This is a genomic window from Actinomadura sp. NPDC048021 (assembly GCF_040653135.1).
GTDB lineage: Bacteria > Actinomycetota > Actinomycetes > Streptosporangiales > Streptosporangiaceae > Spirillospora > Spirillospora verrucosospora.
The window spans coordinates 1-24,684 of sequence record NZ_JBEZJQ010000004.1 but is presented as its reverse complement, the minus strand read 5'-3'; the positions used below and the strand labels follow the sequence as shown (position 1 = coordinate 24,684).

Sequence of the window (24,684 nt, the reverse complement as noted above, 5' to 3'; positions counted from 1 at the left end):
CCTGAGCAAAAAGTGGCTTCGATCGTAGAGAGATCGCCCATCGCGCCTGGGGGAATCACGGACACCACGTGAGCCGAAGTGTTGACGGACGGCGTGTCGGTTCGACTCTGACGACACGCTTCCTGAACGTACTTATCTGACTACTCTCCGTGTAAACTTAGGGTCAAGGTCGTCTATCTCTTGCGAAGGGTGCTTTCGGTCCCTGACGTGGAGCCGTAGGAGCGGGCGCGTGCTCGCGCCTCCTGCGGTCCGGTGGCGAGAGCGAGGTGTGACCTTGCAGGGTGATTCGAGCGCTCAGCGGCATGATGCCGATCCAGAACACAGGTCCGGTCCCGATGTCCGGCTGTACACGCCTGCCGAGGCGGCGGCGATGTTGCAGGTGCGCGAGTCGTGGCTGCGAAAGAAGGCCAGTGCGCGGGTCATCCCGTGCACCTTCATCGGCAAGCACCTGCGGTTCAGCGATCAGGACATCGCCGGGATCATCGCGGCCGGCGCCAAGCAGCCGGTGGTCCGCCGGCGGCGCGGCCGGTTCTGAGCCGCGGAAGACACAAGGAGGAGCAAGTCATGGCGTATGCCGAAAAGCGTGGAAACAAGTGGCGGGTCCGGTACATGCGGCCGGATGGCAGCTCGGCCTCGCAGTCGGGGTTCGAGACGAAGAAGGCCGCGCTGAACTGGGGTGAGGAGCAGGAGGCCGGTATCCGGCGACATAGTTGGAACGATCCTCGTGACGGGGCGGCGTTACTGGCCGACTGGGTCGAGCTGTGGTGGTCGGGGCAGGATCTGGAGGCCACGACCGAGGCCAAGTACCGGTACCTGATCGATCACCACATCGTGCCGACGTTCGGGAACCGGCCGGTCAACACCCTCACCAGCCCCGAGGAGATCGTGGCCTGGGAGAAGCGGACACGGAACAGAGGGTTCTCGCACCGGACCGCAGCCGATGCCCGGTCGCTGCTGGGCACGATCCTTGGAGATGCCAAGGAACGCGGGATGGTCGCGACCAACGTCGCCGTCAAGCGGCGGGGGCGCGGGCGGAAGCGGGCGCGGCGGGCCATCGCGGTGCGGGGGCCAGAGAAGGTCTGGGCGACTCCCCTGCAGACCCTGCTGCTGGCGGAGCGGTGTGCGCTGCTGTCTGGGCGGGATGACGACTTCGTGCTGATCGTCCTGACCGCCTACACCGGCATGCGGTGGGGCGAGGTGCACGGGCTGGAGCGGCCGGCGTGCCGACTCGACCGGATCCAGGTCGACTGGCAGCTGCGGGAGCTGGCAGGGCGGCTGGAGAAGGTGCCGCCGAAGGATGACTCGCACCGGCCGGTCGATCTGCCGCCCTTCCTGTCGGCGCTCGTCTCGGAGCAGAGCCTTCGGACGCCTGGCCGCTGCGCCTGTCCGGGGCGGGCGCCTGTCTGCGGCGGGCGCGGGCAGTACCTGTTCCTCAGCTCTGAGGGTGCTCATCATCGTCGTTCCCACTACGCTCGGCGGGTTTTCCAGCCCGCGGCGGACGGTCGATACCCCAAGGGCACGCGGCAGACCGGAAAGCGCGTCCTGGCGGACACGACGGTATGGCCGGGGACGCCGGTTCCACCGTGGCCTGACGCCGTCCCCGGGCAGCCTTTCCAGCCGCCCAGGGGGAAGGGGATCCGGGTGGTTACCGAAGAGCACTCGCCGTCGGTGTGGTTGCCGCTCATCGAGGGGCTCACGCCGCACGGGCTGCGGCACAGCCACAAGACCTGGATGCTGGAGGACGCCATTCCGGAGGTGCTCCAGGCCGAACGGCTCGGTCACACCGTGCCTGGCATACGCGGCGTGTACTCCCACGTCTCGGACACCATGCGAGACGACCTGAAGGCCAAGCTCCAGACGCGCTGGGAGATCTCGCTGCAGGAACGGCTTCGGCTCAGTGGAAGTTCGCCGGTTCCCGTGCTCAACGGGCTGCTGGAGGGTACGCAGAGGCGGGTTCAGGCCCCGGTCTCGATCTTGAGCGCCTAGCGGCCCGTCATGCTGGTGGGGGGTGGGATGAGGCCTCGTCCCGCCCCCGCTGCATGACTACGCAGAGTGAGCAAGAGTGGGGCGTTCTTGTGGCCTCGTTTGGGTGGGAGGGAGATGATCTCCCAAAATCCTCCCAGTTGATCAATCAGGCCCTGCCGCAGGTGTGCGGGAGGGCCTGTGTCATGGGGGTGGGCGATACTGGGTTCGAACCAGTGGCCTCTTCGGTGTGAACGAAGCGCTCTCCCACTGAGCTAATCGCCCCTGCGGAACGCGTGTTCCGACGTCGGAAACTCTAGCGCATCTGCGGGGGTGGTCGCGCGCCGGTTTGCGGGGGTGCGGGGCTTGGGTCAGGTCCAGAAGGTGGGGTCTTCGATGTTCCAGGGGAGGGTGGCGCCGTAGACGGCCAGGTAGGCGGTCAGGGCGGCTGCCAGGGCGGCGGCGGCGAGGGCGCCGAGGATGGTGTTGCGGCGGCGGGCGCGGGGGTCGAGGGCCTTCTCCTTGGCTCGGTCGGCGGCGGTCCTGGCGCGGTGGAGGGCGCGCTGGGCCCAGGCGAACTCGGTGGCGAGGATGGCGAGGCCGATGACGATGCCGAGGAGGCCGGGGCCGGGGGTCACCATCATGATCAGGCCGCCGGCGAGGACGGCGGCACCGGTGAGGAAGACGCCGGCGCGCCAGGCGGTGTTGAGGAGCGGGTTGCGCCGGATGCGGGCGCGGAAGCGGTGGGAGAGGCGCGGTTCCGGGGGCGGGGCGTCCTTTTCATGATTTATTGCCACGGTTTTACTCTAAGCCAGCGGATGGGCGCTCGGGAGGCCGCGAGGGTGGGCGGATCGGGCCGCGGGGCAGGCGGGGCGGCACGAAGGAATCTTGCGAATGATCCGCTTTTGCCCAGGTCAGACGCGGGTTTTGCTATGGTGAGATGGATCACAAACGCCGGGGACGCCGGAATGTTCGGCCGAGTTCAGGCAGTTAGGCGTCATAGATCGCGGGGATGTCGGTGGGAAGGAGTACCGCCACCGAGGCACCCCGTGAGCCAGCGGGACCGACGTAAGAGGGAATGGCCATGAACAGCAGTACCACCGTCTCAGCAGAGCTGGGCCTTCGTCTCGTCGTCCCCGACCGCACGACCGTCCCTCTGCTGGCCGGGCTGGAGTACGCGGCCGACGACCCGTACGCGATCCGGATGGCCTTCTACGTGGGCGACGACGAGCCGGTCGAGTGGATCTTCGCTCGGGAGCTGCTCACCGTCGGCATCGTGCGCAAGGTCGGGAACGGGGACGTGGAGGTCTGGCCCGGCGAGGACGACGGCACGCTCAACATCGCGCTGTCCTCCCCGTTCGGGGACGCGCTGTTCGAGGTGCCGCTCTCCCCTCTCGCCGACTTCCTCCACCGGACGTACCAGGCGGTGCCCGCCGGCGAGGAGAGCGAGTTCATCGACATCGACGCCGAGCTGGAGAACCTGCTCTGGCCGTCCTAGCCGGACAGGCGGGCGATGTGGCGCATCTTGTTCATGGCGTCCAGGGCGGCGACCTTGTAGGACTCGGCCAGGGTGGGGTAGTTGAAGACGGCGTTGACCAGGTAGTCGATCGTGCCGCCGCAGCCCATGACCGTCTGGCCGATGTGGACGAGCTCGGTGGCGCCGGTGCCGAAGACGTGGACGCCGAGGAGGCGCCGGTCCTCCGGTGAGACGAGGAGTTTCAACATCCCGTAGGAGTCCCCGATGATCTGGCCGCGGGCCAGTTCGCGGTAGCGGGACACGCCCACCTCGAAGGGGACCTTGGCCTCGGTCAGGGCGTCCTCGGTGAGGCCGACGAAGCTGATCTCGGGGATGGTGTAGATGCCGATGGGCTGGGTCTCGTGGATCTGCGAGACGGGCTCGTCGCAGGCGTGGTGGGCGGCGAGGCGGCCCTGCTCCATCGAGGTGGCCGCGAGGGACGGGAACCCGATCACGTCCCCGACGGCGTAGATGTGCGGGACCTCGGTGCGGTAGTGCTCGTCGACCTTGATCCGGCCGCGGTGGTCGGCGGTGAGGCCCGCGGCCTCCAGGCACAGGTCGCCGGTCATGCCGTGGCGTCCGGCGGAGTACATGACGGTGTCGGCGGGGATCCGCTTGCCGCTCTCCAGGACGGTGATCGCGCCGTGCGCCATCCGCTCGACGGACGCGACGCTCTCGCGGAACCGGAAGGTGACGGCCAGGTCGCGCAGGTGGTACTTGAGCGCCTCGACGATCTCCAGGTCGCAGAACTCCAGCATGCGCTCGCGGCGCTCGACGACGGTGACCTTGGTTCCGAGCGCGGCGAACATGGAGGCGTACTCGATGCCGATCACGCCGGCGCCGACGACGACCATGGTCTCGGGGATGCGGTCCATGTGGATGATGCCGTCGGAGTCGATGATCGTCCGGTCGTCGAAGTCGACGGTCTCGGGCCGGGCGGGACGGGTGCCCGTCGCGATCACGATGCGGTCGGCGGTGAGCTTCTGCTCGCGGTCGCCGGCCCCGCTGACGGCGATCGTGTCGGGTTCCAGGAAGCGGCCGGTGCCGGGCAGCACGGTGACGCGGTTGCGGGCGAGCTGGCTGCGGACGACGTCGGTCTCGCGGCCGATGACGTGCTGGGTGCGCATCCCGAGGTCGGCGACGGTGATCTCGTCCTTGACCCGGTAGCTCTGCCCGTACAGCTCGCGCTGGTTGAGGCCGGTCAGGTAGAGGACGGCCTCGCGGAGCGTCTTGGACGGGATCGTTCCGGTGTTGATGCAGACACCGCCCATCATGTCGCGGCGGTCGACGATGCCGACCTTGCGGCCGAGCTTGGCGGCGGCGATGGCCGCGCGCTGCCCGCCGGGTCCCGAGCCGAGGACGAGGAGATCGAAGTCGCTCACTCCGCCAGTGTGACGCCTGGCGGTCCGCCCGATAAGGGCTTCAGGGAACGATTCCCCCGGCCCGTACGGCTTCACCCCGGGTTCAGACCGCTGAGGCGTTCGCACGCCGACCACACCGCCTGCTGCCCCCGCGCGTCGGACGGCCAGGCCGCGCGGCGCGCCCTGGCGTCGACATACGCACCGGTGACGCCCTCCATCTCCGGGCTGGACGCCAGGTGGACGCTGGAGCAGGGGCCCCAGCAGCCTGATCAGCGGGGCGGCGGGCCGGTAGAGGTAGGGGAACGCGCGCATGGGCGTGGCCCGGTTCCCCGGGGTGTAGGCGTGGCCGGGGTAGGCCACGTTGACGGTCACCCCCCGTCCAGGTGGGAGGCGAACCGGTGGCTCATCGCCATGAGGGCCGTCTTGGCGTGGTTGTAGTGCGCGAACCTCCACCCGAGGTACTTCTTCTCCCCTTGCAGGTTGCCGGGATCGATCGTCCCGCCGGGCATGCCGCCGGTCAGGTTGACCACGCGCGCCGCGCCCGCCGCGCAGCATCGGCAGGAGCAGGCAGGTGAGGACGTACGGCGCGAGGACGTTGACGGCGAACGTGGCCTCGACGCCGTCCCGCGTGAGCCACCGCTCGGCGTTCATGCCCCCGGCGTTGTTGACCAGGACGTCGAGGCGGTCGTAGTGCTCGGCGAAACGCGACGAGCTGCGCGATCGGATCAGCGCCGCGCTGAGGGAAGGACCCGGCGACCCCCTCGACGCCTTCACCGCCGATCTGCTCACCGCCGCTGCCGGCGCCGCGCTGGACGCGGCCGCCCGCGAGTGGCTGCGGTTGGACGGCTCCGCTGACCGCGCCGCCCTCATCGACCAGGCGTTCACCCTGCTGGCGCCGCGCCTCTGAGATGGCCGCCTCTTGGCCCCGTCACACCGCCGGTGGGCGCGGTCGGGCTTCGCCCTCACGGTTCCCGGCGCCCTCGTCCGGACGGCGGCGAAGGATCATCGCTCCCGGGGTGCGGTGAGGTCTTCGGCGAGCGTGTCCAGGCCCGCCTTGATGCGGTCGAGGGGCATGCCGCGCGTCCGGCGCTGGTAGAGGAACAGGTTCGCGGCGAGGGGGGCGAGGAGGGCGTCGGCCAGGTAGGCGGCGTCGGCGCCGGGGCGGATCTCGCGGAGCAGCATCGCCAGATGCCGGTGGTAGAGCATGTAGGAGCCCTCGCGGAAGCGGGCCTCGGGCGGGTCGGCCTCGGCCATCAGCAGCAGGTCCGCCTGGGCCTCGGTGCGGTCGGCCAGGGCGTGCAGGAAGGCGCGGACGCGTTCGGCGGGGGCCGCGCCCGGGCCGAGCGGCGGAGGGCCCTGGATGAACGCGGCCTGGAAGTCGCGCTCGAGGTCGTCGATCACGGCGTAGACGAGCCGGGCCCGGTCTCCGAACCGGCGGTACACGGTGCCGACGCCGACCCCGGCGGCCCGCGCGACCTCGTCCATGGAGACGGCCTCGGGCCCGCGGGTCGCGATCATCTCCGCGGCCGCGCGCAGGATGCGGCGGCGGTTGTGCGTCGCGTCCGCGCGCTCGGCGGGCGGCCGCCCCACCACGGGCAGCTCCCGCATCCAGCCCCCTCTCGGCACGGCACACCAGCCTAACCGGTTTGTATCCGGAATATTCTCCGGTTAAGCTCGGCTAAGTGGAACTTTCTCCGGTTAGGGAGTTGAGATGACGGCGGAGCTGACGGGACGGGCCGCGCTGGTGACGGGCGGCGGGCGCGGCATCGGGGCGGCGATCGCGCGGCGGCTGGCGCGGCACGGCGCCGACGTCGCGGTGACCTACGTGCGGGCCCCGGAACGGGCCCGCGGCGTCGTCCGCGACATCGAGGCGGCGGGCGGGCGTGGGCTGGCGATCGCCGCCGACGCGGCCGACCCCGCGGCCGTCGTCGCGGCGGTCGACCAGGCGGCGGCGGAACTGGGCAGGCTCGACATCCTGGTCAACAACGCCGGGATCGCCCCCTACGGGCCGCTGGAGGACGTGTCGGTCGACGAGCTCGACCGGACCCTGGCGATCCACGTCCGGGCGGCCTTCGTCGCGGCGCAGGCGGCGTCCCGGCATCTCGGACCGGGCGGGCGGGTCATCAACATCGGCAGCAGCCTCGCCGAGCGCGTCCCCTACGCCGGGTGGACGCTGTACGCCATGAGCAAGTCGGCGCTCACGGGCCTCACCCGGGGTCTGGCCCGCGATCTCGGGCCGCGCGGGATCACCGCGAACGTGGTGCAGCCGGGCTCGACCGACACGGAAATGAACCCCGCCGACTCCCCCGACGCCGAGTTCGAGCGCGGGTTCACGGCCCTCGGGCGGTACGGGCGCGCCGAGGAGATCGCCGCGATGGTCGCGCATCTGGCGGGCCCGGGCGGGGACTATGTCACGGGTGCGGCGATCGCCGTGGACGGGGGGTATGCAGCCTGATGGCCTGGGTTTTCCTGCTGATCGCGGGGTTGACGGAACTGGTGTGGGCGACGGCGCTGAAGCAGTCGGACGGCCTGACGAAGCTCTGGCCGACCGTCATCGGCCTGTCGGTCGCGCTGCTCAGCGTCGTGGTGCTGTCGTTGTCGCTGCGAACCCTGCCGGTCGGGACGGCGTACGCGGTGTTCGTCGGGCTGGGGGCGCTCGGCGTCGCGGTGGTCGGCATGATCGCGTTCGGGGAGAGCGCGTCGCCGGCCCGGCTGGCGTTCCTCGGCCTGATCGTCGTCGGCGTGGTCGGTCTGCAGGTGCTGGAGAGCTCTTAGCGGCGCGGAGATCGGGCAGAGTGGGGGCATGGCGAGGGAGATGCTGGGGATCGACATCGGCGGGTCGGGGATCAAGGGCGCGCCGGTCGACCTTTCGGACGGGACGTTCACCCGGGAGCGGTTCCGGGTGGACACGCCGCAGCCGTCGAAGCCCAAGGCGGTCGCGAAGGTGCTCGCGCAGGTCGTGGAGCATTTCGGGTGGGACGGCCCGGTCGGGGTCACCTATCCCGGCGTGGTGGTCGACGGCGTGACGATGTCGGCGGCGAACGTGTCCGGGCGGTGGATCGGGCTGGAGGCGCGAGCGCTGATCGCGGACGCGACCGGGCGGGAGGTCACGCTGCTCAACGACGCGGACGCGGCGGGGATCGCGGAGATGCGGCTCGGCGCGGGCCGCGGGCGGCGCGGGACGGTCGTCGTGCTCACGCTGGGGACGGGGATCGGCAGCGCGCTGTTCACCGACGGCGTCCTCGTCCCGAACACCGAGTTCGGCCACCTCCAGATCGACGGCGAGGACGCCGAGGTCCGCGCGGCGGCGAAGGCGCGGGAGGAGGAGGACCTCAGCTGGAAGAAGTGGGCGAAGCGGCTGAGCGTGTACATGGCCCACCTGGAGGCGCTGATCTCCCCCTCGCTGATCATCGTGGGGGGCGGGGTGAGCAAGAAGTCCGAGCACTTCCTTCCGCTGATCAAGGGGGTCCGGGCGGAGATCGTCCCGGCGCGGCTGGTGAACAACGCGGGCATCGTGGGGGCGGCGATGGCGGCCGCGGCCGCTCATGACACAGCGGCCGAGGCCGCTCATGACACTGCGGCCGCGGCCGCTCATGACACTGCGGCGGAGTCGGCGCGGGCTCTGGAGGCCGCGCGTTAGGGCGTCCGGAAACGGACGGTCGCGATCTCCCAGGGGCGCAGTGCCAGCGTGGTCGTCCCGTCGTGCACGTCGAGCGGGATGCCGGGGCGTCCGCGCAGGTCGACGCGGGTCGCCTCGGTGAAGTCGCCCCGCAGGACGGCCGTGGTGGGCCGCGCGCACTGGGCGACCATCCGGGTCTCGGTCCAGCCGTCGCGGAGGCGGAGGGAGGTCATCGCCACGCCGTCGCCCGTGATCGAGAGGCCCTCCCGGGAGGCCGGGAGGGGCGTGGCCGCCCGTCCGTAACCGGCGGCGGTGAGCAGGTCATGGCGGTATGCCTCCGCGGCCTGCAGGACCTCGGTTCCGGGCGCCGCACCGAAGTACGGCATGATCGCGAAGCCGACCGCGCGCTCGCCCCGGCACTGGGCCTGCGGTGTATGAAGCTGCGGCCCGGCGGGCTGGTCGCGGTAGGCGTTGCGGTCCCGCGACAGGTAGCCGATCGAGCGCAGCAGGGTGAGCGCCAGCTCCCGTCCGCCGAGCACCTCGTACTCGGTGACGTGCTCCAGCAGGACGGCGAGGCCGCCCGCGGCGACGAACCCGGACGCGGGGAAGGTCGGCACCGGCCGCTCCCCGAAGCCGCCCTCCGCCGAGGGCCCGCGCTCGACGATCGCGAACTGCCCCTCGGCGAAGGACGAGCCGGCCTGGCGCGGCAGCGACATGTGCAGCCGGACGCGGTGGTCGTCGCACCGGTTGTCGAACGCGACGCGCAGCCGCAGGAAGGGCTCGCCGGCGCGCAGTTCCGCGCGGGTGGTGACGGTCACGTCCTCTTCGGCGTCGGACCGGGCGTCGCGGGCGAGGTCTCCGGAGGCGGGCCACCGGTAGCTCCGGACGATGTCGAGCGCGGCGACGAGCGGCCCGTCCCAGACGGGCCGGACGTCCACCGCCAGGGGGTCGCCGACGATGCGGTCCTCGGCGGGCGGCGCGTGGTTGTAGGAGTCGCCGAGGTCGCCGCCGTCCACGACGCGGCCGACCCCTTCGACGACGTGGCCGGACGGGGTGCGCAGCTGGAGCGTGCCGTCCTCCCGGACCTCGGCGCGCAGCAGCCCGTTGTCCAGGACGTTCCCCTCGGCCCTCACCGGGCCTTCCGCGGCGTCGCCCGGCGCGGCGGGCCGGACGGCGGTGAGCCCCAGGGCGGGCACGTCGACCAGCGCGGCGACCGTGCGGCGCGGATCGGCCAGGATCCGGACGCGCCAGTCCCCGTCGGCGTCGCGCAGGGCGTCCCGCACCTCGCCGATGTCGAACCGGACGTCGGCGCGGGAGGTCACGTGGAAGGTGAGCGTGCGGTCCTCCCTGGACACCGTCCAGTCGCGGATCTCCTGCCCGAACAGGACCCGCCCGTACACCCGCTCCAGAAGTATCGGCAGTTCGGAGGCCGGGTGGACGGCGTCGTCCAGGACGGTGGGCGCGACGTCGAGCGTCTGGACGGGGACGGGCCGCCCGTCCCCCGTCTCCAGCCCGGGTTCCCCTTCGCAGGGGATGTCCAGGGTGACGAGGCCGGTTCGCGGGGCGGGGGTCGGGTTGAACACCAGGTGCGAGCCGAGCGGCACCCTCGCGGCGCGTTCGGCGGTGACCAGGTCGCAGACCGCGCGGCCGAGCTGCTCGGCCTCCGCCATGCGGGCCGCGACCTGCTCGGCGGTCTCGTCGCTGCCGCATCCTGTGACCGAGTCGTGGCAGCTCACCTCGATGAGGCGGCGCCACGCCAGGTCGAGGAACCGCTGGGCGTCGCCGGTGTACCAGAGGGCCGTCAGCGGTTCGGCGTACCGCTCCACGAGCCGCTCGGCGCGTCCCATCAGCTGCTTGAGCCGGACGCGGGCCGACAGCACGCCCGGCAGGATGTTGGCGCGGGCGTGCGACCGCAGCTCCCCCCGGACGTGGGGCAGGCCGTCCACGGACGGCGTCTCGCCCGCGAAGTACCCGGCGAGCGTGTCGAGCCGCATCGGGAGCCCGGCGGAGGCGACCCGGTCGGCGAGGTCGGGGGCGGGCGCGGTGTGGTCGGCCCCGTACATGGCCAGCAGCGGCCCGCCGGCCGGGTACCAGCGGCCCATCGCCTCCGCGAACCCGGCGACGCGGCCGGGCAGCAGGGACGCGCCGTCCTCGAACTCCTCGAACATCGACGCGGCGTTGCCGTAGCCGCCCTCGGGGAGGTACTGGGTGCGGATCGCGGTGCCGTCCGGCGCCTCCCAGGCGAACGCGCGGGTGCGGACCCGGTCCGGGACGCCGCGCCACACGCAGGCGTGCTCGATCCCCGCGAGCTTGAGGATCTGCGGTGTCTGGGCGCAGTGCCCGAACTGGTCGGGCAGGTAGCCGACCATCATCGCGGCGCCCAGCTCCTCCGCGCGCCGCAGCCCGAGCTCCAGGTTGCGGACGATGTTCTCCCCCGAGCACAGGAACTCGTCGTGCAGGATCTGCCAGGGCCCGACGGCCAGCCGGCCCTCGCGGACGAGCGCGGCCAGGCGCTCGCGCCGCTCGGGGCGGATCTCCAGGTAGTCGTCGACGGCGGCCATCTGCCCGTCCAGCGTGAAGTGCCAGCGCGGGTCGGCCTCCATCCCTTCGATGACGCCGTCCAGCAGCGACACCAGGCGGAGCCGGAAGCGCTGGAACGGCAGGTACCACTCGCGGTCCCAGTGGGTGTGCGGCACGACGACGATCTGCGAGTCCCCGGTCCGGCCTTCTACCCGCACAGTGCGATCACCTCGTTCTCGTGGGTCTCCAGTCGGTGCATGCCCGCCCCGCCGGCCGGCATCCGGACGCGGTCGCCCCGGACGGCGGTCCGCCGCCCGTCCGGGGCGACCAGCACGGTCCCGTCCGCGCCGAGGGCGACGAGCTCGCCGGCGACGCGCAGCAGCACCGGCGCGTCCAGGCCGGCGGACACGGCCGTCCGGCCCGCCGCGAGCCCGCCGAGGACGTCCGTTCCCTCGGCGAGGACCCAGGTCACGGGCTCGCCGAGGCTCTTCTCCTGCGCCGGATCGTGGAAGTCGCTGCCGCCGAGCGGGACGACGCTCTGCGGCCGCCACACCTGCGCCCAGGCCAGCGGGGCGCCCCAGCGGCGGTCCCACCAGGACGAATGCCAGATCTCGGCGAAGCGGGGCCGGTGCTCGGCGGGCAGCGGGCGGCGCCAGGCGCAGTCGCCGCTGAGCGGGTGGTTGATCGACATGAGCCCGCCGCGGGCGGCGGCGGAGGCGGCCCAGTCGGCGCTCGGCGCGCGGAAGTCGATCCAGCCGGTGTCGCCGAAGACGTTCGCGTGGCCGAGGTCGGTGGTGACCTCCTGGCCGGGCAGCAGCAGGATCCCGGCGTGCGCGCCGGCGGCGGGCAGCTCGGGGTGGTGGCTGACGGTGTTGTGGTCGGTCACCGCGAGGTAGTCCAGGCCGCGGGAGGCCGCGAGGCACGCCAGCTCGTGGACGGTGAGCGTGCCGTCGCTGTGGACGGTGTGGGAGTGCAGGTCACCGGCGAGCCAGCGCATCCCTTCCGGGGCGGGGAGTTCCGGGCGGGACGGACGCGGCGGACGTGGAGGCGGAGATTCGTCCGGCCGCCTTGGGCTCCGCCCAGAGGTGGTGACGGTGACCTCGTACGGGACGCCGTCCGGTGGGATCCGGTGCAGCCCGAGCCAGACGTGCCAGAGGCCCGGCTCCGGCTCGCCGGGGAGGTACCCGGGCGTCGCCCAGTCGGCGCCTATCGTGAACCGGCGGCGCGCCCCGCCGGACCAGCCGCGGAATCCGCCCGGCCCATGGCAGCCCAGGTCGATCACGCCGCCGTCGAAGGAGAGCTCCACCGTGACGGACGCCGTGCCCCGCGGGACCTCGAAGGGGAGTTCGCGCAGCCCCTGCTCCAGACGGTCTTCAAGAGTCCACCGTCCGCTGTGCACGGTCATCCGCTCCTCCCTCCTCGGTCAGGGACGCCGCCGGCCGTCCGGCCCGGTCGCCGCCGCCCGTCACCAGCTCGCCGTCGCGGTAGAGCAGGACGCGCCCCGGACGCGGCGACGCCCACCCTTCGGCGGAGAGCCGGGGTTCGCGGCCCTCCCCCACGACGACTCGCACCGTCTCGCCGCCGACGTCCAGGGTCACGAGGGAGGACGCGCCGAGGTTCTCCACGACGGACACCCTCCCGCCGAACGCCCCGTTCACCGGCTCGGCGCTGAACTCCATGTACTCGGGACGTACCCCGCAGACGACCTCCTGCCCGTCCGGCACGAGGCCGCGCGCCTCCTCCGGGACGGGGATCTCGGTCCCGCCGACCGCGACGGCCCCGCCGCGGACCGTGCCGGGCAGCAGGTTCATCGGCGTCGAGCCGATGAACGAGGCCGTGAACAGGTTCGCCGGGCGCCGGAACACCTCCGCGGGCGTGCCGATCTGCCGGATCCGCCCCGCCTCCATGACGGCGATCCGGTCGGCGAGCGCCAGGGCCTCCGCCTGGTCGTGGGTGACGAACACCGACGTGAACGCGAGGCGCTGCTGGAACCTCTTCAGGAACGTGCGGGCCTCCAGGCGGAGCCGCGCGTCCAGGTTGGACAGCGGCTCGTCCAGCAGGAGGACCCGCGGGTCGGCCACCACGGCGCGGGCCAGCGCGACCCGCTGCTGCTGGCCGCCGGACAGCTCCCCGGGGCGCCGCCGCTCCAGCCCCTGGAGGCCCAGCTCGCGGGCGGCCTCGGCCGCCCGCCCGTGCCGGACGGCGCGGCTCTGCTTCCTGACGCGCAGCGGGTAGGCGATGTTGTCCACGACGGTCATGTGCGGGAACAGCGCGTAGTCCTGGAACACCATGCCGACGTCGCGCCGCCCCGGCTGGAGCCGCGTCACGTCCTCGTCGCCAAGGCGGATCGTCCCGCCGGTTGCCGCCTCCAGGCCGGCGACCGTGCGCAGCAGCGTCGTCTTCCCGCAGCCGGACGGGCCGAGCAGCGCGAAGAACTCGCCCGCGCCGATGTCGAGGTCGAGCGCGTCCAGGGCCCGCACACCGCCCGGGTACACCTTCGTCAGCCGCCGGATCGTGATGGACCCCATCAGCGCTTGATCCCTCCGTGGAAGCGGAACCCGTACCGGCGGCTGACGAACAGGTACATGAGCACGACCGGCAGGGAGTACAGCAGCGAGAACGTGGAGATCAGCGGCAGGTCCGGCTGGCCGCCCTCGGTGTAGAACGTGTACATGATCACCGAGGCGGGGGCCTTGTCCGGGTTCCGCAGGAGCAGGAACGGCATGAGGAAGTCGCCCCACACCTGCGCGACCGTCCAGACCGTCACGGTGGCGAGCCCGGGGCGGATGACCGGGACGACCACGTGCCGCAGGACCTGGAGCGGGGAGGCGCCGAACACCCGCGCGGCCTCCTCGTAGGACGTGGGCGTGGCGTCGGTGAAGTCCTTCAGCAGGAAGATCGCCGCCGGCAGCAGCCCGCCGGTCAGCACCAGGACCACGCCGAGCCGCGAGTCGATCAGGTGCAGGTTGAAGGCCAGCAGGAACACCGGCACCATCGCGGCCGTCCCGGTGATGATCGACGACAGCAGGAGCAGGACGTACAGCAGCAGGTCCCGGCCCGGGACCCGGACCCGGCTCAGCGCGTAGGCGGCCAGGGACGCGGTCGTGACGACCAGCGCGGCCGTCCCGGCGGCCAGCAGCACCGAGTTGCGCAGCGACGCGAGCGCGTAGGGGTTGTCCAGCAGGATCCGGAAGTTGTGCAGGGTGAACTCGGGCAGCGACGCCGCGATGCCCGGGTTCGCGTCGAAGGGCGCGAAGGCCAGCCAGAGCAGCGGCAGCGCGAAGAACCCGAGGACGGCGGAGACGAACACGGCCAGCCCCATCCGGCGCAGCAGCTCGCGCACCGTGCCGTTCACGCGGCCGCCCCCTCCGCCGCGCCGGCCTTCACCGCGCCGGCCTCCGCGCCGGGGGCGCGGCCGCGGTCGCGCAGTGCCCGCAGGTAGACCAGCGCGATCACCAGGTTGACCAGGATCATGATCAGCGAGATGGCGGCGCCGAACCCGAGCCGGCCGTCCCCGAGCGCCGTCCGGTACACGTACACCGACATGATCTCCGAGCGCCCGTCCGGGCCGCCCGCGGTGATCAGGAAGGGGGTGAAGTCGTTGAACGTCCACAGGCTGACCAGCAGCAGGCTCGTCAGCAGGTGGCCCCTGATGCGCGGGAGCACCGCGTCGCGGAGCGTCTGCCACGTGGAGGCGCCCGCGAGCCGGGCCGTCTCCAGATGGGACGGTGGAACGTTCCCGATCGCCGCTCCGTAGAGCATCATCGAGAACGCCGTGCCGCGCCAGACGTTGAACACGACGACGCACGCCATCGGGTGGTCGAGCAGCCACGCCGTGCCCGGTGTGCCGAGCACGGCGTTGAGGGTCCCGCCGTCGCGGTCGAGCAGCGCGATCCACAGGAACGCGATGACCGAGGACGGCAGGATCCAGGCCAGCAGCACCAGGCCCTCGACCAGCCGCCTGAGCAGGCCCGTGCGGTCGCGCATCACCCACGCGATCGAGAAGCCGAGCGCGGTCTGCCCGATCACCGCCGACCCCAGGACGAACTGGAGCGTCAGCCACAGCGACCGGTGGAAGTCGCCGTCGCCGAGCACCGTCCGGTAGTTGCCGGCCCCGACGAACCGCGGCTCGCTGGCGGCGACGCCCGTGAGCCGGTAGTCGGTCGTGCCCAGGTAGAGCGTCCAGAGCGCGGGGAACACCAGGAACACCGCGACCAGGACCAGCGCGGGCGCGACGAAGGCGGCGGCGCGTCCCCGTCCCAGCCCGGCCGCGTCGTCCTCGGAGAACGCGGCCGGGGACGCGACGTCAGCGCGGGGTGACGTGGGAGGCGCCACCGACGATCCCCTCCAGCTTCTTGCCGTACTCGGCGGCGGCCTGGTCGGGGCTCTTGCCCGACACCACGCTCGCCGTGGCCTCCTGCAAGGCCGTCGACACCTGCGGGTAGGCCGAGAGGCCGGGACGGTAGGACGTGACGGGCAGCACCTTCTCCGACACGAACGTCAGGAACGGGTCGCCCGCGAGGATCTCCTTGTTCACGTCCGTCCGGGACGTGATCTCGGGGGTGCCGGCCGTCCGCGCCTTGACCATCTCCGGGGAGTTCATGAAGGCCAGCAGCTCGAAGGCCTGCTGCGGGTACCGGGTGTTGGGATTGAGGACGGTCACCGAGCCGCCCGACATGCTCACGAACGACTGCCCGCGCACGCCGCGGCCCTGGGAGACGGCGGGGATCAGCGCGTAGCCGACGTCCTGGTCGCGGCCGGCCATCTTCGCCACGCCGGTCTTCGGGTTGAGGACGTCCCGCCAGAAGTAGTCGCCCTCGAACAGGATCCCGATCTTGCCGGCGGCGAACTCCTCGAACGACTTGTCGCGCCCCTTGGCCTCCTGCTGGAGCTTCGGGTCGCCGAGGCCCTCGCGGCCGTAGACCTGCGCGTACAGGCCGAGGACCTGCTTGAGCGCCTGGCCGTCGCCCGTCCACCTGCCGTCCGCCCAGATCTCGGCGCCCGCCCCGGCCAGCAGCGGGAGCGCCCCCTGCATGCTGGTGGCCTCCCCCATCGCGGTGCCCGCGTTGAGCTGGATCGGGGTCACGCCGGGGACCTTCTTCAGCGCCCGCCCCGCCGCGACGATCTCCTGCCAGCTCTTCGGCTGCCAGTCGGCGGGCAGCCCGGCCCTCGCGAACAGCTTCTTGTTGAAGAAGATGAGGCGGCCGTCGGTCCCGGGCGGGACGCCGTACCGCTCGTCCTCGAACATCGCCAGCCGCTGGACCGACCCGGGGATCTGGGACCAGCCGTCCCAGGCGCCGGCGGGGGCGCCGACCGCCTCCGAGAGCGGCAGGATGTAGCCGGCCTGCGCGAACTCACCGACCCAGATGCCGTCGATGTCCATGATGTCGGCGCCGGAGCGCGACTTCAGGTCGAGCGCCAGCTTGGTCTTGTACACCTCGTCGTCCACGCCCTGGCCGCGGAACGTCACCTTCGCGGTGACGCCCTTGGCCTTCTGCGCCGCGACGAACTTCGGGATCACCGTTCTGGTGAGCCACACGGCCTCTTCGGTGTTCTTGCCGCCCTCGATGGCGTTGCGGGTGATCGTCAGGGAGAAGCTCTTGGCGTCCTTGCCCCGGTCGGGGTCCGTCGAGGACCCGCCGCCGCACCCGGCGAGCGCCGCGCCCGCCATCGCGAGCGCGGCCGCCGCGCCGATCCGCCTCCTGGAGAAGCCCCTGCTGGAGAAGACCATGGGTGACCTCCTACAAGCGTCACCACATAACGTGAACGAAGAATTCGATCACGTAAAGAGCCGGAGATCGTTTTTCTGGCTCAGGGGTCCATCAGCTCGGCGGACCGTGCCGCGAACGCCTCCACGGCCTTCGCCGTGATCGGGCCCGGGGCCGCCGGGAGGACCGTCCCGTCCACCGCCCGGATCGGCTGGACGTCGCGGGTCGTGGAGGTCAGGAACGCCTCGTCCGCGCGGTACAGGTCCTCCAGCGCGACGTCCTCCTCCTCGCCGCCGCACCACTCCAGCGTGAGCGCGCGCGTCACCCCGGCCAGGCAGCCGGACGCCAGCGGCGGCGTGATCAGCCGGCCCCCGAGCACGACGAAGATGTTGCTGCCCGTCCCCTCGCACAGGTTCCCGGCGGTGTTGCCGAAGATCGCCTCGCCGCCGCCGCGCTCCTTGGCGTAGGCCAGCGCCAGGGCGTTCTCCGCGTAGGAGGTGGTCTTGAGGCCGGACAGCGCGCCCCGCTCGTTGCGCGGCCACGGCACGACCGTCACGTCCGCCGTCGCCGGGAACGGATCCTGCGGGCCGGCGATGATCGACACGGTCGGGCCCTCGTCGCCGCGCGCGGAGCCGAGCGGGCCCGGGCCGCTCGTGTAGGTGATGCGGATCCGGGCCAGCGGCCACTTCGGCGCGGCCGCGAGCACCTCCAGCGTGCCCTGCGCCAGGGCGTCGTGGTCGGGTTCGGGCAGGCCGAGGCCCGCCGCCGAACGGGCCAGCCGCCGCAGATGCCGGGTCAGCGCGAACGGCTCCCCGTTCGTCGCCTTCACGGTCTCGAAGATCCCGTCCCCGACGAGCATGCCGTGGTCGAAGACCGACACCGTCGCCCGCTCAGGGTCGAGCAGTTCCCCGTTCAGCCAGATCCTGGCCTGCTCCGTCACCGGAAGCCACCTCCAATAGCCGAGCCGCCTTCAGCTCGGTCTCGCGCCACTCGCGAAGCGGATCGGACCCCCACGTGATGCCGGCGCCGGTGCCGAACCGCAGCAGGCCGTCCTGCGCCCAGAACGTCCGGATGCCCACGGCGAGGGCGCCGCGCCGGGAGTCCGCGTCCACCCAGCCGACGGCCCCACAGTACGGCCCCCGGGGGACGGGTTCGAGCTCTTCCAGCAGCCTCAGCGCGCTCGACTTCGGGGCGCCCGTCACCGAACCGGGAGGAAACGTCGCGGCGATCAGCTCCGGCCAGCCTCCCCCCGCCAGCCGCGCCCGGACGGCCGACACCAGGTGGACGAGCCCCGGATGCTCCTCCAGCGCGCACAGCTCCGGCACGCTCACCGACCCGGTCTCCGCCACCCGCCCGAGGTCGTTGCGGACCAGGTCGACGATCATCACGTTCTCGGCGCGGTCCTTGGGCAGCAGGTCCTCCGCCGTCCTGCCGGTCCCCTTGATCGGACGTGACTCGACCACCCGCCCGTCCCGCCGCAGGTACAACTCCGGCGAGGCCGACGCCACCTCCAGACCAGGCAACTTCAGCGTCATCGCGTACGGCGCGGGATGGCGCTCGGCGAGCCTCGCCCCCAGCCCGGCGATGCCGGCGCCGCCGGGCAACTCCGCGGAGAGCACCCGGCAGAGATTCGCCTGGTAGACCACACCGGCCGCGATCGCGCCGCGGATGCGCTCGACGCCCGCGACATAGGCGGCCTCGTCCAGCGAACTCGTCCACTCCCCCGGGCCGGTCCACGGACCCCCCGGATGCGGCGCGGGCCTGACCGTCTCGAACCGGGCGCATGTGACCTTCCCCTCATAGGTCACCACGACCGCCCACCAGCCGCGCGAATCCAGCGCCCCGAGATCGGACGTCACATCCGCGAGCCCGGTCGCCAGCAGCCCCCCGGCATAGGCGAAACTCACCCGAGCACGCACCCGAACGAATCGGCCAGGCCCGCCAGCCCGGTCTCGGTCACCACAAGCGCCCGCCGCGTCCTGCCCCGCTCGAACCAGCCCAGCTCGATCATCCGGCTGGTCAGCGCCTCCCCCAGAGCCCCGTTCAGGTGCGGCCGCCGCTCCGTCCAGTCGAGGCAGTGCCAGGCGAACCGCCGCCGCGCCCCCCGCAGCGCCGCCAGATCCAGGCCCAGCGCCCCGAGGCGCTCCTCGCCCTTCTCCGTCACCTCGTAGGCGTCGCCGTCCGCCGCCTCGATCAGGCCGCCGTCCACCAGCGCCGCGAACAACGTCACCCCGGCGAGCCCGGCCAGATGGTCGTAACACGTCCGCGCCACGTGCAGGCGCCGCGCCTCCCGCGACTGCCGCAGGCCGTTCACCCGCACCGGCGGGCTGATCCGCGACAGCGCCTCGATCACCTGGGCCACGTCACGGCCCCGCAACCGGTAGTACCGGTGCCGCCCCTGCTTCACGACCGTCACGAACCCGCCGTCCAGCAGACGCGACAGGTGCGCGCTCGCCGTCTGGGCGCTCACCCCCGCCGTCCTCGCCAACTCCCCCGCCGCGAGCGGACGCCCGTCCAGCAGCGCCGTCAGCATCGCGGCCCGCGCCCGGTCCGCCAGCAGAGCCGCCACCGGCGCGAAGTCCACACCCACGACCTGTTCCGAGCCCATGCCACCGAGCCTAGGCGACCCACCCTTCGACCAGCGACGAAGCATCCGCGCCCCGCCCCGCCCCGCAAACCGGTTCGCGTCACCGCCCCGGACGCGCTAATGTTTTCCCCGTCGCCGCAGGGCGCAAGCGGAAGTGGCTCAGGGGTAGAGCATCACCTTGCCAAGGTGAGGGTCGCGGGTTCAAATCCCGTCTTCCGCTCTGAGGGGCCTTTCAGGCTATGACCAGAAGGTCTCCTTCTGGTGGAGTGGCCGAGAGGCGAGGCAACGGCCTGCAAAGCCGTGTACACGGGTTCAAATCCCGTCTCCACCTCAACCCGTCCCTCTTCGGAGGACACGGACCCGGGCGATTAGCTCAGTGGGAGAGCGCTACCTTGACACGGTAGAGGCCACTGGTTCAATCCCAGTATCGCCCACGAGTCGGGCTACCTTGGTCGGCGCCTTCGGCGCCTTCCCCGGTGGCCCGCAATGCTTTCCTGGGGGGCGACCCCCAGAACCCCGAGTCGGGCCGTCGTGGTCGGTGCCTTTGGCACCTTCCCGGTGGCCCGCAATGCTTTTCTGGGGGGCGACCCCCAGAACCCCGATGTGGGGGACTCCGTCCCCCACGCCCCCTGCGTGCGGGCCGGGGTTGCGTTCGTGCCTTTGAGGTCGTCGTTCGGCTCGGGTACTTCTCTTCTCGCCTTGCCTTCTCGTTTCTGGCACTCTCCCTGTTTGCGTCACCTGGGCAGCGCTCTTTCGACCTCGGCTGCGGGTGGCCTCCTCTTCCTCGCCGTGTCCTGACTTGCGGCCGACTCTTAGCGGCCCTCGCCTGGGCTTCTCCTCTCCCCGCCCTCGGCCTGTCTGAGACGTGCGCGGCCTAGAACGCGTCGACCTGGTCCTCTTGGGACGCTCGCGCGGGCATCAGCGGCACGTGTCTGTGCTGATTTGCGTCCGGCTCAGCAGCGCCGGCGCGCCTGCCCACACCGGCGCAGGCGCGATCTCAGGTGGGGCTCCTGGTGAGGCGCTGTTGGTGGCTGCGACGCACTGTGGCTGTGATGCAGTCCCCTCGGGTGAGGTGGCGTGTTGACGTTAGGCAGGTAGATGCCTGCATAATGAGGGCGTGGATTCTGGAGGGATGGATTCGGTCTTCAAGGCGTTGGCCGATCCCACGCGGCGGCTTCTGCTCGACCGGTTGCGGGAGCAGAACGGGCAGACGCTGCGTGAGCTGTGCGAGCGGCTGGACATGGCGCGGCAGTCGGCGACGCAGCATCTCGACATCCTGGTGGGGGCCGGGCTCGTGACCGTCGTCAGGCGGGGGCGCGAGCGGGTCCACTACCTCAACCCGGCGCCGATCCACGAGATCGAGGAGCGCTGGATCTCCGAGTTCGACAGGCCCCGCCTGCAAGTGCTCAGCGCCATCAAGGCCCAGGCAGAGGAGTACGCCATGACCGGCGAACCGACGACCGTCCCGACCTATGTCTATGTCACCTACATCCGCGCGAGCGCCGAGCAGGTGTGGCGCGCCCTGACCGACGCGGACCTGACGGCGCGGTACTGGGGGCACGAGAACATCTCGGACTGGCGGCCGGGCTCGCCCTGGGAGCACCGGCGCTCCGACGGGTCAGGGGTGGTCGACGGCGTCGGCCGGGTGCTGGTGGCCGAACCGCCGACGCGCCTGGCCATCACCTTCGAGGACTCCCCCGGCGTCGAGCCGACCAGGGAAGCGTCGGTCGTCACCTTCCTCGTCGAGCCGCACCACGACATCGTCCGGCTCACCGTGACCCACGAGAACCTTCCCAACGAGGAGATGCTCAACGGCATCTCGCAGGGGTGGCCGGCCGTCGTGGCCAACCTCAAGTCGCTGCTGGAGACCGGCGACGTCCTCCCGCAGGTGCCGTGGGAGATGGCCGGTACGCAGGCCTGACGAGAAGGAGGACATCATGGACACCGCTCCGCTGCGGGACGCCTACCGTGCTCTGCTCGACGCCGCCGCCGCGGCCGACTCCGATGCCGTCCCGCCGCCGGGCGAATGGAACCTGGAGCAGATCCTGGCGCACGTCAGCATCGTCAGCGCCGTCACGATCAGCGCCGTCTCCGCCGTCGCCTCGGCCGCGATCGCGACCTACGACAACCGCATGGCCCAGGAGGCCTGGACCATCGAGCGCGTCGTCGCGCAGGCCGGTGGCGGCGCGGGGCTCCGGGACCGCATCGCGTCCCAGGCGGACGCTCTCTGCGCGCTCGGGCCCATGCTCGACGACGCCGAACTCGACACCCTGGTGCCCACCCGGCTCGTGTCGAACGGCGATCTCCTGGTCGACCAGCCCGTGCCCCTGCGCGCCCTCCTCGGCGGTCTCGCGGAGACGGAGCTGCCCGGACACACCCGGCAGATCCTTGCCCTGGAGCCGTGACTACGGCGCCGTGCCAGCGCGGGCGTGGATGCCGAGGACGTGGGCGAACAGGGCGGGAGCCCGTGAGCCGCCCACCGTGTCCGGGAGGACGTCGGGGGTCAGCGTCCATTCCGCGCCCACCCACGAGTCGCCGATGGAGCCCTCGCTGGAGGGCAGGTCGTTGCAGGACTGCCGGACGCGCATGGTGCGCACCGACTCCGCCGCGGGCGTGTCGGTCTCGACCAGGAGCACCGGGACCCCGACCAGGGGGCCGTCCTCGACCAGGCGCAGGAGGTGGTGGGCCTCCTCGCCGTCGAGCGCGGCGCCGGCGTCCATGACGACGACCATGCGCAGCGGCGGTCCCGCGGCCGGGCCGTCGTCGCCGCCGATGCGGCGCAGGTCGACCAGGTCGAGGAGGCGGCGGAGGCGTTCGGCGGCCGCCGGGCCCGTCGCCACGCCGCCGCCGAGCAGGCGGGCCGTGGTGGACGGGTCGAACCCGTGCAGCCAGCCGGCGCCCGACAGGCCCGCGGCGTCGATCACCTCCAGGCCGGCGAGCCCGGGCGGGACGGCCGCCAGGAACCGCGTCACCAGCGACCACGCGTAGGCGGCCGAGTCGCCCGGCATGGTCCCCCGCGAGATCCACACGGCGCGCCGCAGCGGCAGCCGGAGGATGAGCGGCACCTGCAGGGCGGGCAGCTCGGCGGTGGACAGGCGGCCGAGCAGCATGGCCTCGGCCAGGTCGGCGCGGGGCTGCCAGGTGAGCCACGCCGGCGCGTCGAAGGGCGCGGCCTCCGGGGTGACCTGCGGCTCCACCCGGGCCAGTTCCTCGCGGAGCTGCGCCGCGTCGGCGCGGAGCCGCTGGTCGGCCGCCTCCATGAGCCGCTGGAAGCCGCCGGGCGGCTTGCGCCCTGCGATCTCCTCGTTGCGCAGGACGAGCGCGTGCTCGGTGGAGGAGTGGAACGCCGCCAGGGACCGGCTGGCGTCCTCCCAGACGAGCCAGCACCGCTCGACGTAGCCGACCTCCGACGCCGGAGGCGGGGCCGGCGGTCGCGAATCCGCGGGCGGCGGGCTCGCGGGCGGCGGGACCGAGGGTGAGGGGGCAGGCGGGGGCGGGCCCATGGCGGGGGCCGGTTCGGGCTCGCCCGGGTCGTCCACCTCGATGCCGTGCGCTTCGAGCAGCTCGGCCAAGCCTCCGGCGTAACCCTGGCCGACGGCCCGGACCTTCCAGCGGCCGTCGCGGCGGTAGAGCTCCAGCCCGATGATCGCCCTCTCCGGGCCCAGACCCGGGACGGTGAACTCGACGAGCGGGTCACCCGTCGAGGAAGTCAGGGCGAGCCGGGGCGGCGGCATCGTGCCGAAGGTCGTCGCGCCGGTCAGGCTGACCGCGATCAGCACCGCAGCGGCATCGGCGGGGACCGCGTCCAGGTCGACCTCGACGCGCTGGCGGCCGTCGCCGGACCAGCGCACGCCGGGCGCCTCGGGCGCGTTGTAGAACACCAGGTCGGCGTCGGAGCGCGCCCGCAGGCCGGGACCCACGAGCAGGGCGCTCACGTCGACGGGGACGGCGCAGGACGCGGTGGCGGTCACGCGCCGGGCGGGCAGCGGTGCGTTGGCGCCGGGCGACAGTTCGGCCATGGGCGGTCAGGCGAGACCGGTGATCGTGGGCAGCATGTCCTGGAAGGTGCGGCCGTGGCAGGGCTCGCCGATCGCGTTCATCTTCCAGGTCTCGCCGTGCCGGTAGAGGCGGGCCATCACCATGGCGGTGTGGGCGCCGCCGCCGGTCAGCGTGTAGCGGGCCAGCTCGCCGCCGTCGATCTCGTTGACGAGGCGGCAGAAGGCGTTCTCCACCTCGTTGAACGTCTGCCCGTTGAAGGAGCTGACGGTGAACACCAGCGAGGTCACGTGGACGGGCAGCCGGGCCAGGTCGACGATGACGGACTCGTCGTCGCCGTCGCCCGCCCCGGTGAGGTTGTCGCCGGTGTGCCGGACCGAGCCGTCGTCACTGACCAGCTTGCCGAAGTAGACGACGTCGGCGAGGTTCCCGTCGGCGAAGAGCACGCAGGAGGCGTCGAGGTCGATCTCCCGTTCCCGGGAGCCGAAGAAGCCCTTCTTCTTCACCGCGTCCCAGCCGAGTCCCATCCGGACCATGCTGAGCGCACCGCCGGGCTTCTCCAGCGATATCCGCTGGCCCTTCACCATTGAGACGGTCACGGCCGTCGCCTCCTCGCTGTTTCCGAAGGCACCCCGAACATGGTGCGGGCACAGCCTTTCAGCCGATCCGCTCCTTGTCATCCGGTTCACGACTCAGGTGTCGCAGGCGATGCCGTCACCGTCACGGTCCAGGTCGTAGATGTCGCTGCCCACCACGCGGACGGGGCCCGCCACGTAGCCGGGGCCGTCGCCGCTGCCGCCCGCGCAGTCGACGTCGCTGGCGATCGGCACGCACGCGCCGGTGTAGTTGGGGTCGCACCGCCGTGCCTGCTTCGTGCCCACCGCGATGACGCGGGTGACCGCGCGCCTGGTGACCACCGCGCGGATCAGTTTCCGATCCGTCTCCACGCCATTGGCGACGGTGACCTCATAGGTGAGGGTCCTGAGTCCGGCGGCCCCGCGAGTGCGCACCTTGGTCGCGCCTTTGGCGAGGGACGCGTCGTTCACCTTTCTCGTCCTGAACGGGATCTTCCGCGTTTCCGTGACCGTGCGTTTCACCGCCGTCGGAGTGGCCGGAGAGCTCGCGCTCGCACCGGTGGACGGGGACGTGTTCGCCACGGCTTTCGACGGACCCGCCTCGACCGGGGCCTTTTCCGTCCCGCAGGCGCCGAGCGGCACGAGCGCGGCGGACGCCAGCACAACAAGAATGGCGCGCCTCATGAATTCCCCCCATATGTAGGAGGAAATCGTCCGCCCGTCCGTTAATCCGCGTCAATGGCATCGGCGAAGAATCCCGGGCCGGATCCGGCCCGGGATTCTTCGCCGAAGAGGTAAAACCCTCCCGGCCCCGAACAGAAAGAGGGCCCCGGGGACCGC

General features: G+C 72.0%; 24 protein-coding genes, 4 tRNA genes and 1 pseudogene. 11 read left to right on the top strand and 18 right to left on the bottom strand.

The genetic code is table 11. From position 1 onward, the window contains the following. Positions 1 to 268 precede the first annotated feature (268 nt). Positions 269 to 535, top strand: coding sequence for a helix-turn-helix domain-containing protein (locus AB0C87_RS08295; RefSeq protein ID WP_360576912.1), 267 nt, complete (start codon positions 269 to 271; stop codon positions 533 to 535). A 29-nt stretch (positions 536 to 564) separates the two neighbouring features. Continuing rightward, a complete protein-coding gene (locus AB0C87_RS08290) occupies positions 565 to 1,986 on the top strand; it encodes a hypothetical protein (protein WP_360576911.1) in 1,422 nt (473 codons plus the stop codon). A 189-nt stretch (positions 1,987 to 2,175) separates the two neighbouring features. On the opposite strand, the gene AB0C87_RS08285 is transcribed toward AB0C87_RS08290, so the two are convergent. Together AB0C87_RS08285 and AB0C87_RS08280 are read right to left on the bottom strand one after the other, a co-directional pair. Then, positions 2,176 to 2,247 (bottom strand) — tRNA-Val (locus AB0C87_RS08285). Positions 2,248 to 2,333: 86 nt separating this feature from the next. Further along, positions 2,334 to 2,759 carry a TIGR02611 family protein gene (locus tag AB0C87_RS08280; protein ID WP_353831523.1) on the bottom strand — a complete coding sequence of 142 codons (426 nt, stop codon included), beginning with the start codon at positions 2,757 to 2,759 and terminating at the stop codon, positions 2,334 to 2,336. 287 nt (positions 2,760 to 3,046) lie between these two features. Here AB0C87_RS08280 and AB0C87_RS08275 point away from each other — a divergent pair, with 287 nt between their 5' ends. Next, entirely contained in the window at positions 3,047 to 3,460 is a 414-nt protein-coding gene (locus tag AB0C87_RS08275) for an SsgA family sporulation/cell division regulator (RefSeq protein WP_345180665.1), read from the top strand. On the opposite strand, the gene sthA is transcribed toward AB0C87_RS08275, so the two are convergent. The 4 genes and pseudogenes from sthA to AB0C87_RS08255 form a co-directional block, all read right to left on the bottom strand. After that, positions 3,457 to 4,860 carry a Si-specific NAD(P)(+) transhydrogenase gene (gene sthA, locus AB0C87_RS08270; protein WP_353831524.1) on the bottom strand — a complete coding sequence of 468 codons (1,404 nt, stop codon included), beginning with the start codon at positions 4,858 to 4,860 and terminating at the stop codon, positions 3,457 to 3,459. The genes AB0C87_RS08275 and sthA overlap by 4 nt on opposite strands. Before the next feature lie 347 nt (positions 4,861 to 5,207). Further along, positions 5,208 to 5,369, bottom strand: coding sequence for a hypothetical protein (locus tag AB0C87_RS08265; RefSeq protein ID WP_360577146.1), 162 nt, complete (start codon positions 5,367 to 5,369; stop codon positions 5,208 to 5,210). 67 nt (positions 5,370 to 5,436) lie between these two features. Continuing rightward, positions 5,437 to 5,490: pseudogene (locus AB0C87_RS08260) on the bottom strand (hypothetical protein); the annotation flags it as partial. Between the two features lie 351 nt (positions 5,491 to 5,841). Continuing rightward, entirely contained in the window at positions 5,842 to 6,447 is a 606-nt protein-coding gene (locus AB0C87_RS08255) for a helix-turn-helix domain-containing protein (protein ID WP_360576910.1), read from the bottom strand. Positions 6,448 to 6,550: 103 nt separating this feature from the next. On the opposite strand from AB0C87_RS08255, the gene AB0C87_RS08250 reads away from it, so the two are divergent. The 3 genes from AB0C87_RS08250 to ppgK are packed head-to-tail and all read left to right on the top strand — an operon-like array spanning position 6,551 to position 8,479. Then, positions 6,551 to 7,294 carry an SDR family oxidoreductase gene (locus tag AB0C87_RS08250; protein ID WP_360576909.1) on the top strand — a complete coding sequence of 248 codons (744 nt, stop codon included), beginning with the start codon at positions 6,551 to 6,553 and terminating at the stop codon, positions 7,292 to 7,294. After that, positions 7,294 to 7,614, top strand: a complete 321-nt coding sequence (locus AB0C87_RS08245; RefSeq protein ID WP_345180653.1) for a multidrug efflux SMR transporter — start codon at positions 7,294 to 7,296, stop codon at positions 7,612 to 7,614. Before AB0C87_RS08250 ends, AB0C87_RS08245 begins: the two co-directional genes overlap by 1 nt. 28 nt (positions 7,615 to 7,642) lie before the next feature. Further along, on the top strand, positions 7,643 to 8,479 hold the full coding sequence (gene ppgK, locus AB0C87_RS08240) for a polyphosphate--glucose phosphotransferase (RefSeq protein WP_360576908.1): 837 nt from the start codon (positions 7,643 to 7,645) through the stop codon (positions 8,477 to 8,479). On the opposite strand, the gene AB0C87_RS08235 is transcribed toward ppgK, so the two are convergent. The 9 genes from AB0C87_RS08235 to AB0C87_RS08195 form a co-directional block, all read right to left on the bottom strand. After that, positions 8,476 to 11,196, bottom strand: coding sequence for an alpha-mannosidase (locus tag AB0C87_RS08235; protein ID WP_360576907.1), 2,721 nt, complete (start codon positions 11,194 to 11,196; stop codon positions 8,476 to 8,478). The genes ppgK and AB0C87_RS08235 overlap by 4 nt on opposite strands. Next, on the bottom strand, positions 11,187 to 12,383 hold the full coding sequence (locus tag AB0C87_RS08230) for a CehA/McbA family metallohydrolase (protein ID WP_360576906.1): 1,197 nt from the start codon (positions 12,381 to 12,383) through the stop codon (positions 11,187 to 11,189). Before AB0C87_RS08230 ends, AB0C87_RS08235 begins: the two co-directional genes overlap by 10 nt. Further along, a complete protein-coding gene (locus AB0C87_RS08225) occupies positions 12,352 to 13,506 on the bottom strand; it encodes an ABC transporter ATP-binding protein (RefSeq protein WP_360576905.1) in 1,155 nt (384 codons plus the stop codon). The genes AB0C87_RS08230 and AB0C87_RS08225 overlap by 32 nt, the downstream gene beginning before the upstream one ends. Further along, positions 13,506 to 14,333 carry a carbohydrate ABC transporter permease gene (locus AB0C87_RS08220; protein WP_345180641.1) on the bottom strand — a complete coding sequence of 276 codons (828 nt, stop codon included), beginning with the start codon at positions 14,331 to 14,333 and terminating at the stop codon, positions 13,506 to 13,508. Before AB0C87_RS08220 ends, AB0C87_RS08225 begins: the two co-directional genes overlap by 1 nt. Then, the gene (locus AB0C87_RS08215; RefSeq protein WP_345180639.1) at positions 14,330 to 15,313 is read right to left on the bottom strand and encodes a sugar ABC transporter permease; all 984 of its coding nucleotides are present in this window, start codon (positions 15,311 to 15,313) and stop codon (positions 14,330 to 14,332) included. Before AB0C87_RS08215 ends, AB0C87_RS08220 begins: the two co-directional genes overlap by 4 nt. Then, positions 15,285 to 16,709, bottom strand: a complete 1,425-nt coding sequence (locus AB0C87_RS08210; RefSeq protein ID WP_345180637.1) for an extracellular solute-binding protein — start codon at positions 16,707 to 16,709, stop codon at positions 15,285 to 15,287. The genes AB0C87_RS08215 and AB0C87_RS08210 overlap by 29 nt, the downstream gene beginning before the upstream one ends. Positions 16,710 to 16,789: 80 nt before the next feature. Next, positions 16,790 to 17,626 (bottom strand): aminodeoxychorismate lyase, encoded by an 837-nt coding sequence (locus tag AB0C87_RS08205; protein ID WP_345180635.1) that lies wholly within the window; start codon positions 17,624 to 17,626, stop codon positions 16,790 to 16,792. Then, positions 17,577 to 18,593 carry a chorismate-binding protein gene (locus tag AB0C87_RS08200; protein WP_345180633.1) on the bottom strand — a complete coding sequence of 339 codons (1,017 nt, stop codon included), beginning with the start codon at positions 18,591 to 18,593 and terminating at the stop codon, positions 17,577 to 17,579. The genes AB0C87_RS08205 and AB0C87_RS08200 overlap by 50 nt, the downstream gene beginning before the upstream one ends. Continuing rightward, positions 18,590 to 19,294, bottom strand: coding sequence for a helix-turn-helix domain-containing protein (locus tag AB0C87_RS08195; RefSeq protein ID WP_360576904.1), 705 nt, complete (start codon positions 19,292 to 19,294; stop codon positions 18,590 to 18,592). Before AB0C87_RS08195 ends, AB0C87_RS08200 begins: the two co-directional genes overlap by 4 nt. Positions 19,295 to 19,421: 127 nt before the next feature. On the opposite strand from AB0C87_RS08195, the gene AB0C87_RS08190 reads away from it, so the two are divergent. The 5 genes from AB0C87_RS08190 (at position 19,422) to AB0C87_RS08170 (ending at position 21,678) form a co-directional block, all read left to right on the top strand. Next, positions 19,422 to 19,493, top strand: a tRNA-Gly gene (locus AB0C87_RS08190). 40 nt (positions 19,494 to 19,533) lie between these two features. Next, positions 19,534 to 19,604, top strand: a tRNA-Cys gene (locus tag AB0C87_RS08185). A 31-nt stretch (positions 19,605 to 19,635) separates the two neighbouring features. Continuing rightward, a tRNA-Val gene (locus AB0C87_RS08180) sits at positions 19,636 to 19,707 on the top strand. A 698-nt stretch (positions 19,708 to 20,405) separates the two neighbouring features. After that, positions 20,406 to 21,194: a metalloregulator ArsR/SmtB family transcription factor gene (locus AB0C87_RS08175; protein ID WP_345180629.1), complete on the top strand. Its 789-nt coding sequence runs from the start codon at positions 20,406 to 20,408 to the stop codon at positions 21,192 to 21,194. A gap of 16 nt (positions 21,195 to 21,210) precedes the next feature. Then, positions 21,211 to 21,678, top strand: coding sequence for a DinB family protein (locus tag AB0C87_RS08170; RefSeq protein ID WP_360576903.1), 468 nt, complete (start codon positions 21,211 to 21,213; stop codon positions 21,676 to 21,678). Here AB0C87_RS08170 and AB0C87_RS08165 read toward each other — a convergent pair whose 3' ends face one another. From AB0C87_RS08165 to AB0C87_RS08155, 3 genes are all read right to left on the bottom strand, one after another. Further along, entirely contained in the window at positions 21,679 to 23,292 is a 1,614-nt protein-coding gene (locus AB0C87_RS08165; protein ID WP_360576902.1) for a TerD family protein, read from the bottom strand. Between the two features lie 6 nt (positions 23,293 to 23,298). After that, positions 23,299 to 23,868: a TerD family protein gene (locus AB0C87_RS08160; RefSeq protein WP_345180622.1), complete on the bottom strand. Its 570-nt coding sequence runs from the start codon at positions 23,866 to 23,868 to the stop codon at positions 23,299 to 23,301. A 93-nt stretch (positions 23,869 to 23,961) separates the two neighbouring features. Beyond that, positions 23,962 to 24,528, bottom strand: coding sequence for a G5 domain-containing protein (locus tag AB0C87_RS08155; protein ID WP_353831540.1), 567 nt, complete (start codon positions 24,526 to 24,528; stop codon positions 23,962 to 23,964). Positions 24,529 to 24,684 lie beyond the last annotated feature (156 nt).

Bases quoted from the DNA above. Each gene is read 5' to 3' on its own strand.
- AB0C87_RS08210 (WP_345180637.1), bottom strand. From the start codon at position 16,709: ATGGTCTTCTCCAGCAGGGGCTTCTCCAGGAGGCGGATCGGCGCGGCG.
- AB0C87_RS08195 (WP_360576904.1), bottom strand. From the start codon at position 19,294: ATGGGCTCGGAACAGGTCGTGGGTGTGGACTTCGCGCCGGTGGCGGCT.
- AB0C87_RS08245 (WP_345180653.1), top strand. From the start codon at position 7,294: ATGGCCTGGGTTTTCCTGCTGATCGCGGGGTTGACGGAACTGGTGTGG.
- AB0C87_RS08175 (WP_345180629.1), top strand. From the start codon at position 20,406: ATGGATTCGGTCTTCAAGGCGTTGGCCGATCCCACGCGGCGGCTTCTG.
- AB0C87_RS08170 (WP_360576903.1), top strand. From the start codon at position 21,211: ATGGACACCGCTCCGCTGCGGGACGCCTACCGTGCTCTGCTCGACGCC.
- AB0C87_RS08255 (WP_360576910.1), bottom strand. From the start codon at position 6,447: ATGCGGGAGCTGCCCGTGGTGGGGCGGCCGCCCGCCGAGCGCGCGGAC.
- AB0C87_RS08155 (WP_353831540.1), bottom strand. From the start codon at position 24,528: ATGAGGCGCGCCATTCTTGTTGTGCTGGCGTCCGCCGCGCTCGTGCCG.
- AB0C87_RS08275 (WP_345180665.1), top strand. From the start codon at position 3,047: ATGAACAGCAGTACCACCGTCTCAGCAGAGCTGGGCCTTCGTCTCGTC.
- AB0C87_RS08290 (WP_360576911.1), top strand. From the start codon at position 565: ATGGCGTATGCCGAAAAGCGTGGAAACAAGTGGCGGGTCCGGTACATG.
- AB0C87_RS08230 (WP_360576906.1), bottom strand. From the start codon at position 12,383: ATGACCGTGCACAGCGGACGGTGGACTCTTGAAGACCGTCTGGAGCAG.
- AB0C87_RS08250 (WP_360576909.1), top strand. From the start codon at position 6,551: ATGACGGCGGAGCTGACGGGACGGGCCGCGCTGGTGACGGGCGGCGGG.
- AB0C87_RS08225 (WP_360576905.1), bottom strand. From the start codon at position 13,506: ATGGGGTCCATCACGATCCGGCGGCTGACGAAGGTGTACCCGGGCGGT.
- AB0C87_RS08165 (WP_360576902.1), bottom strand. From the start codon at position 23,292: ATGGCCGAACTGTCGCCCGGCGCCAACGCACCGCTGCCCGCCCGGCGC.
- ppgK (WP_360576908.1), top strand. From the start codon at position 7,643: ATGGCGAGGGAGATGCTGGGGATCGACATCGGCGGGTCGGGGATCAAG.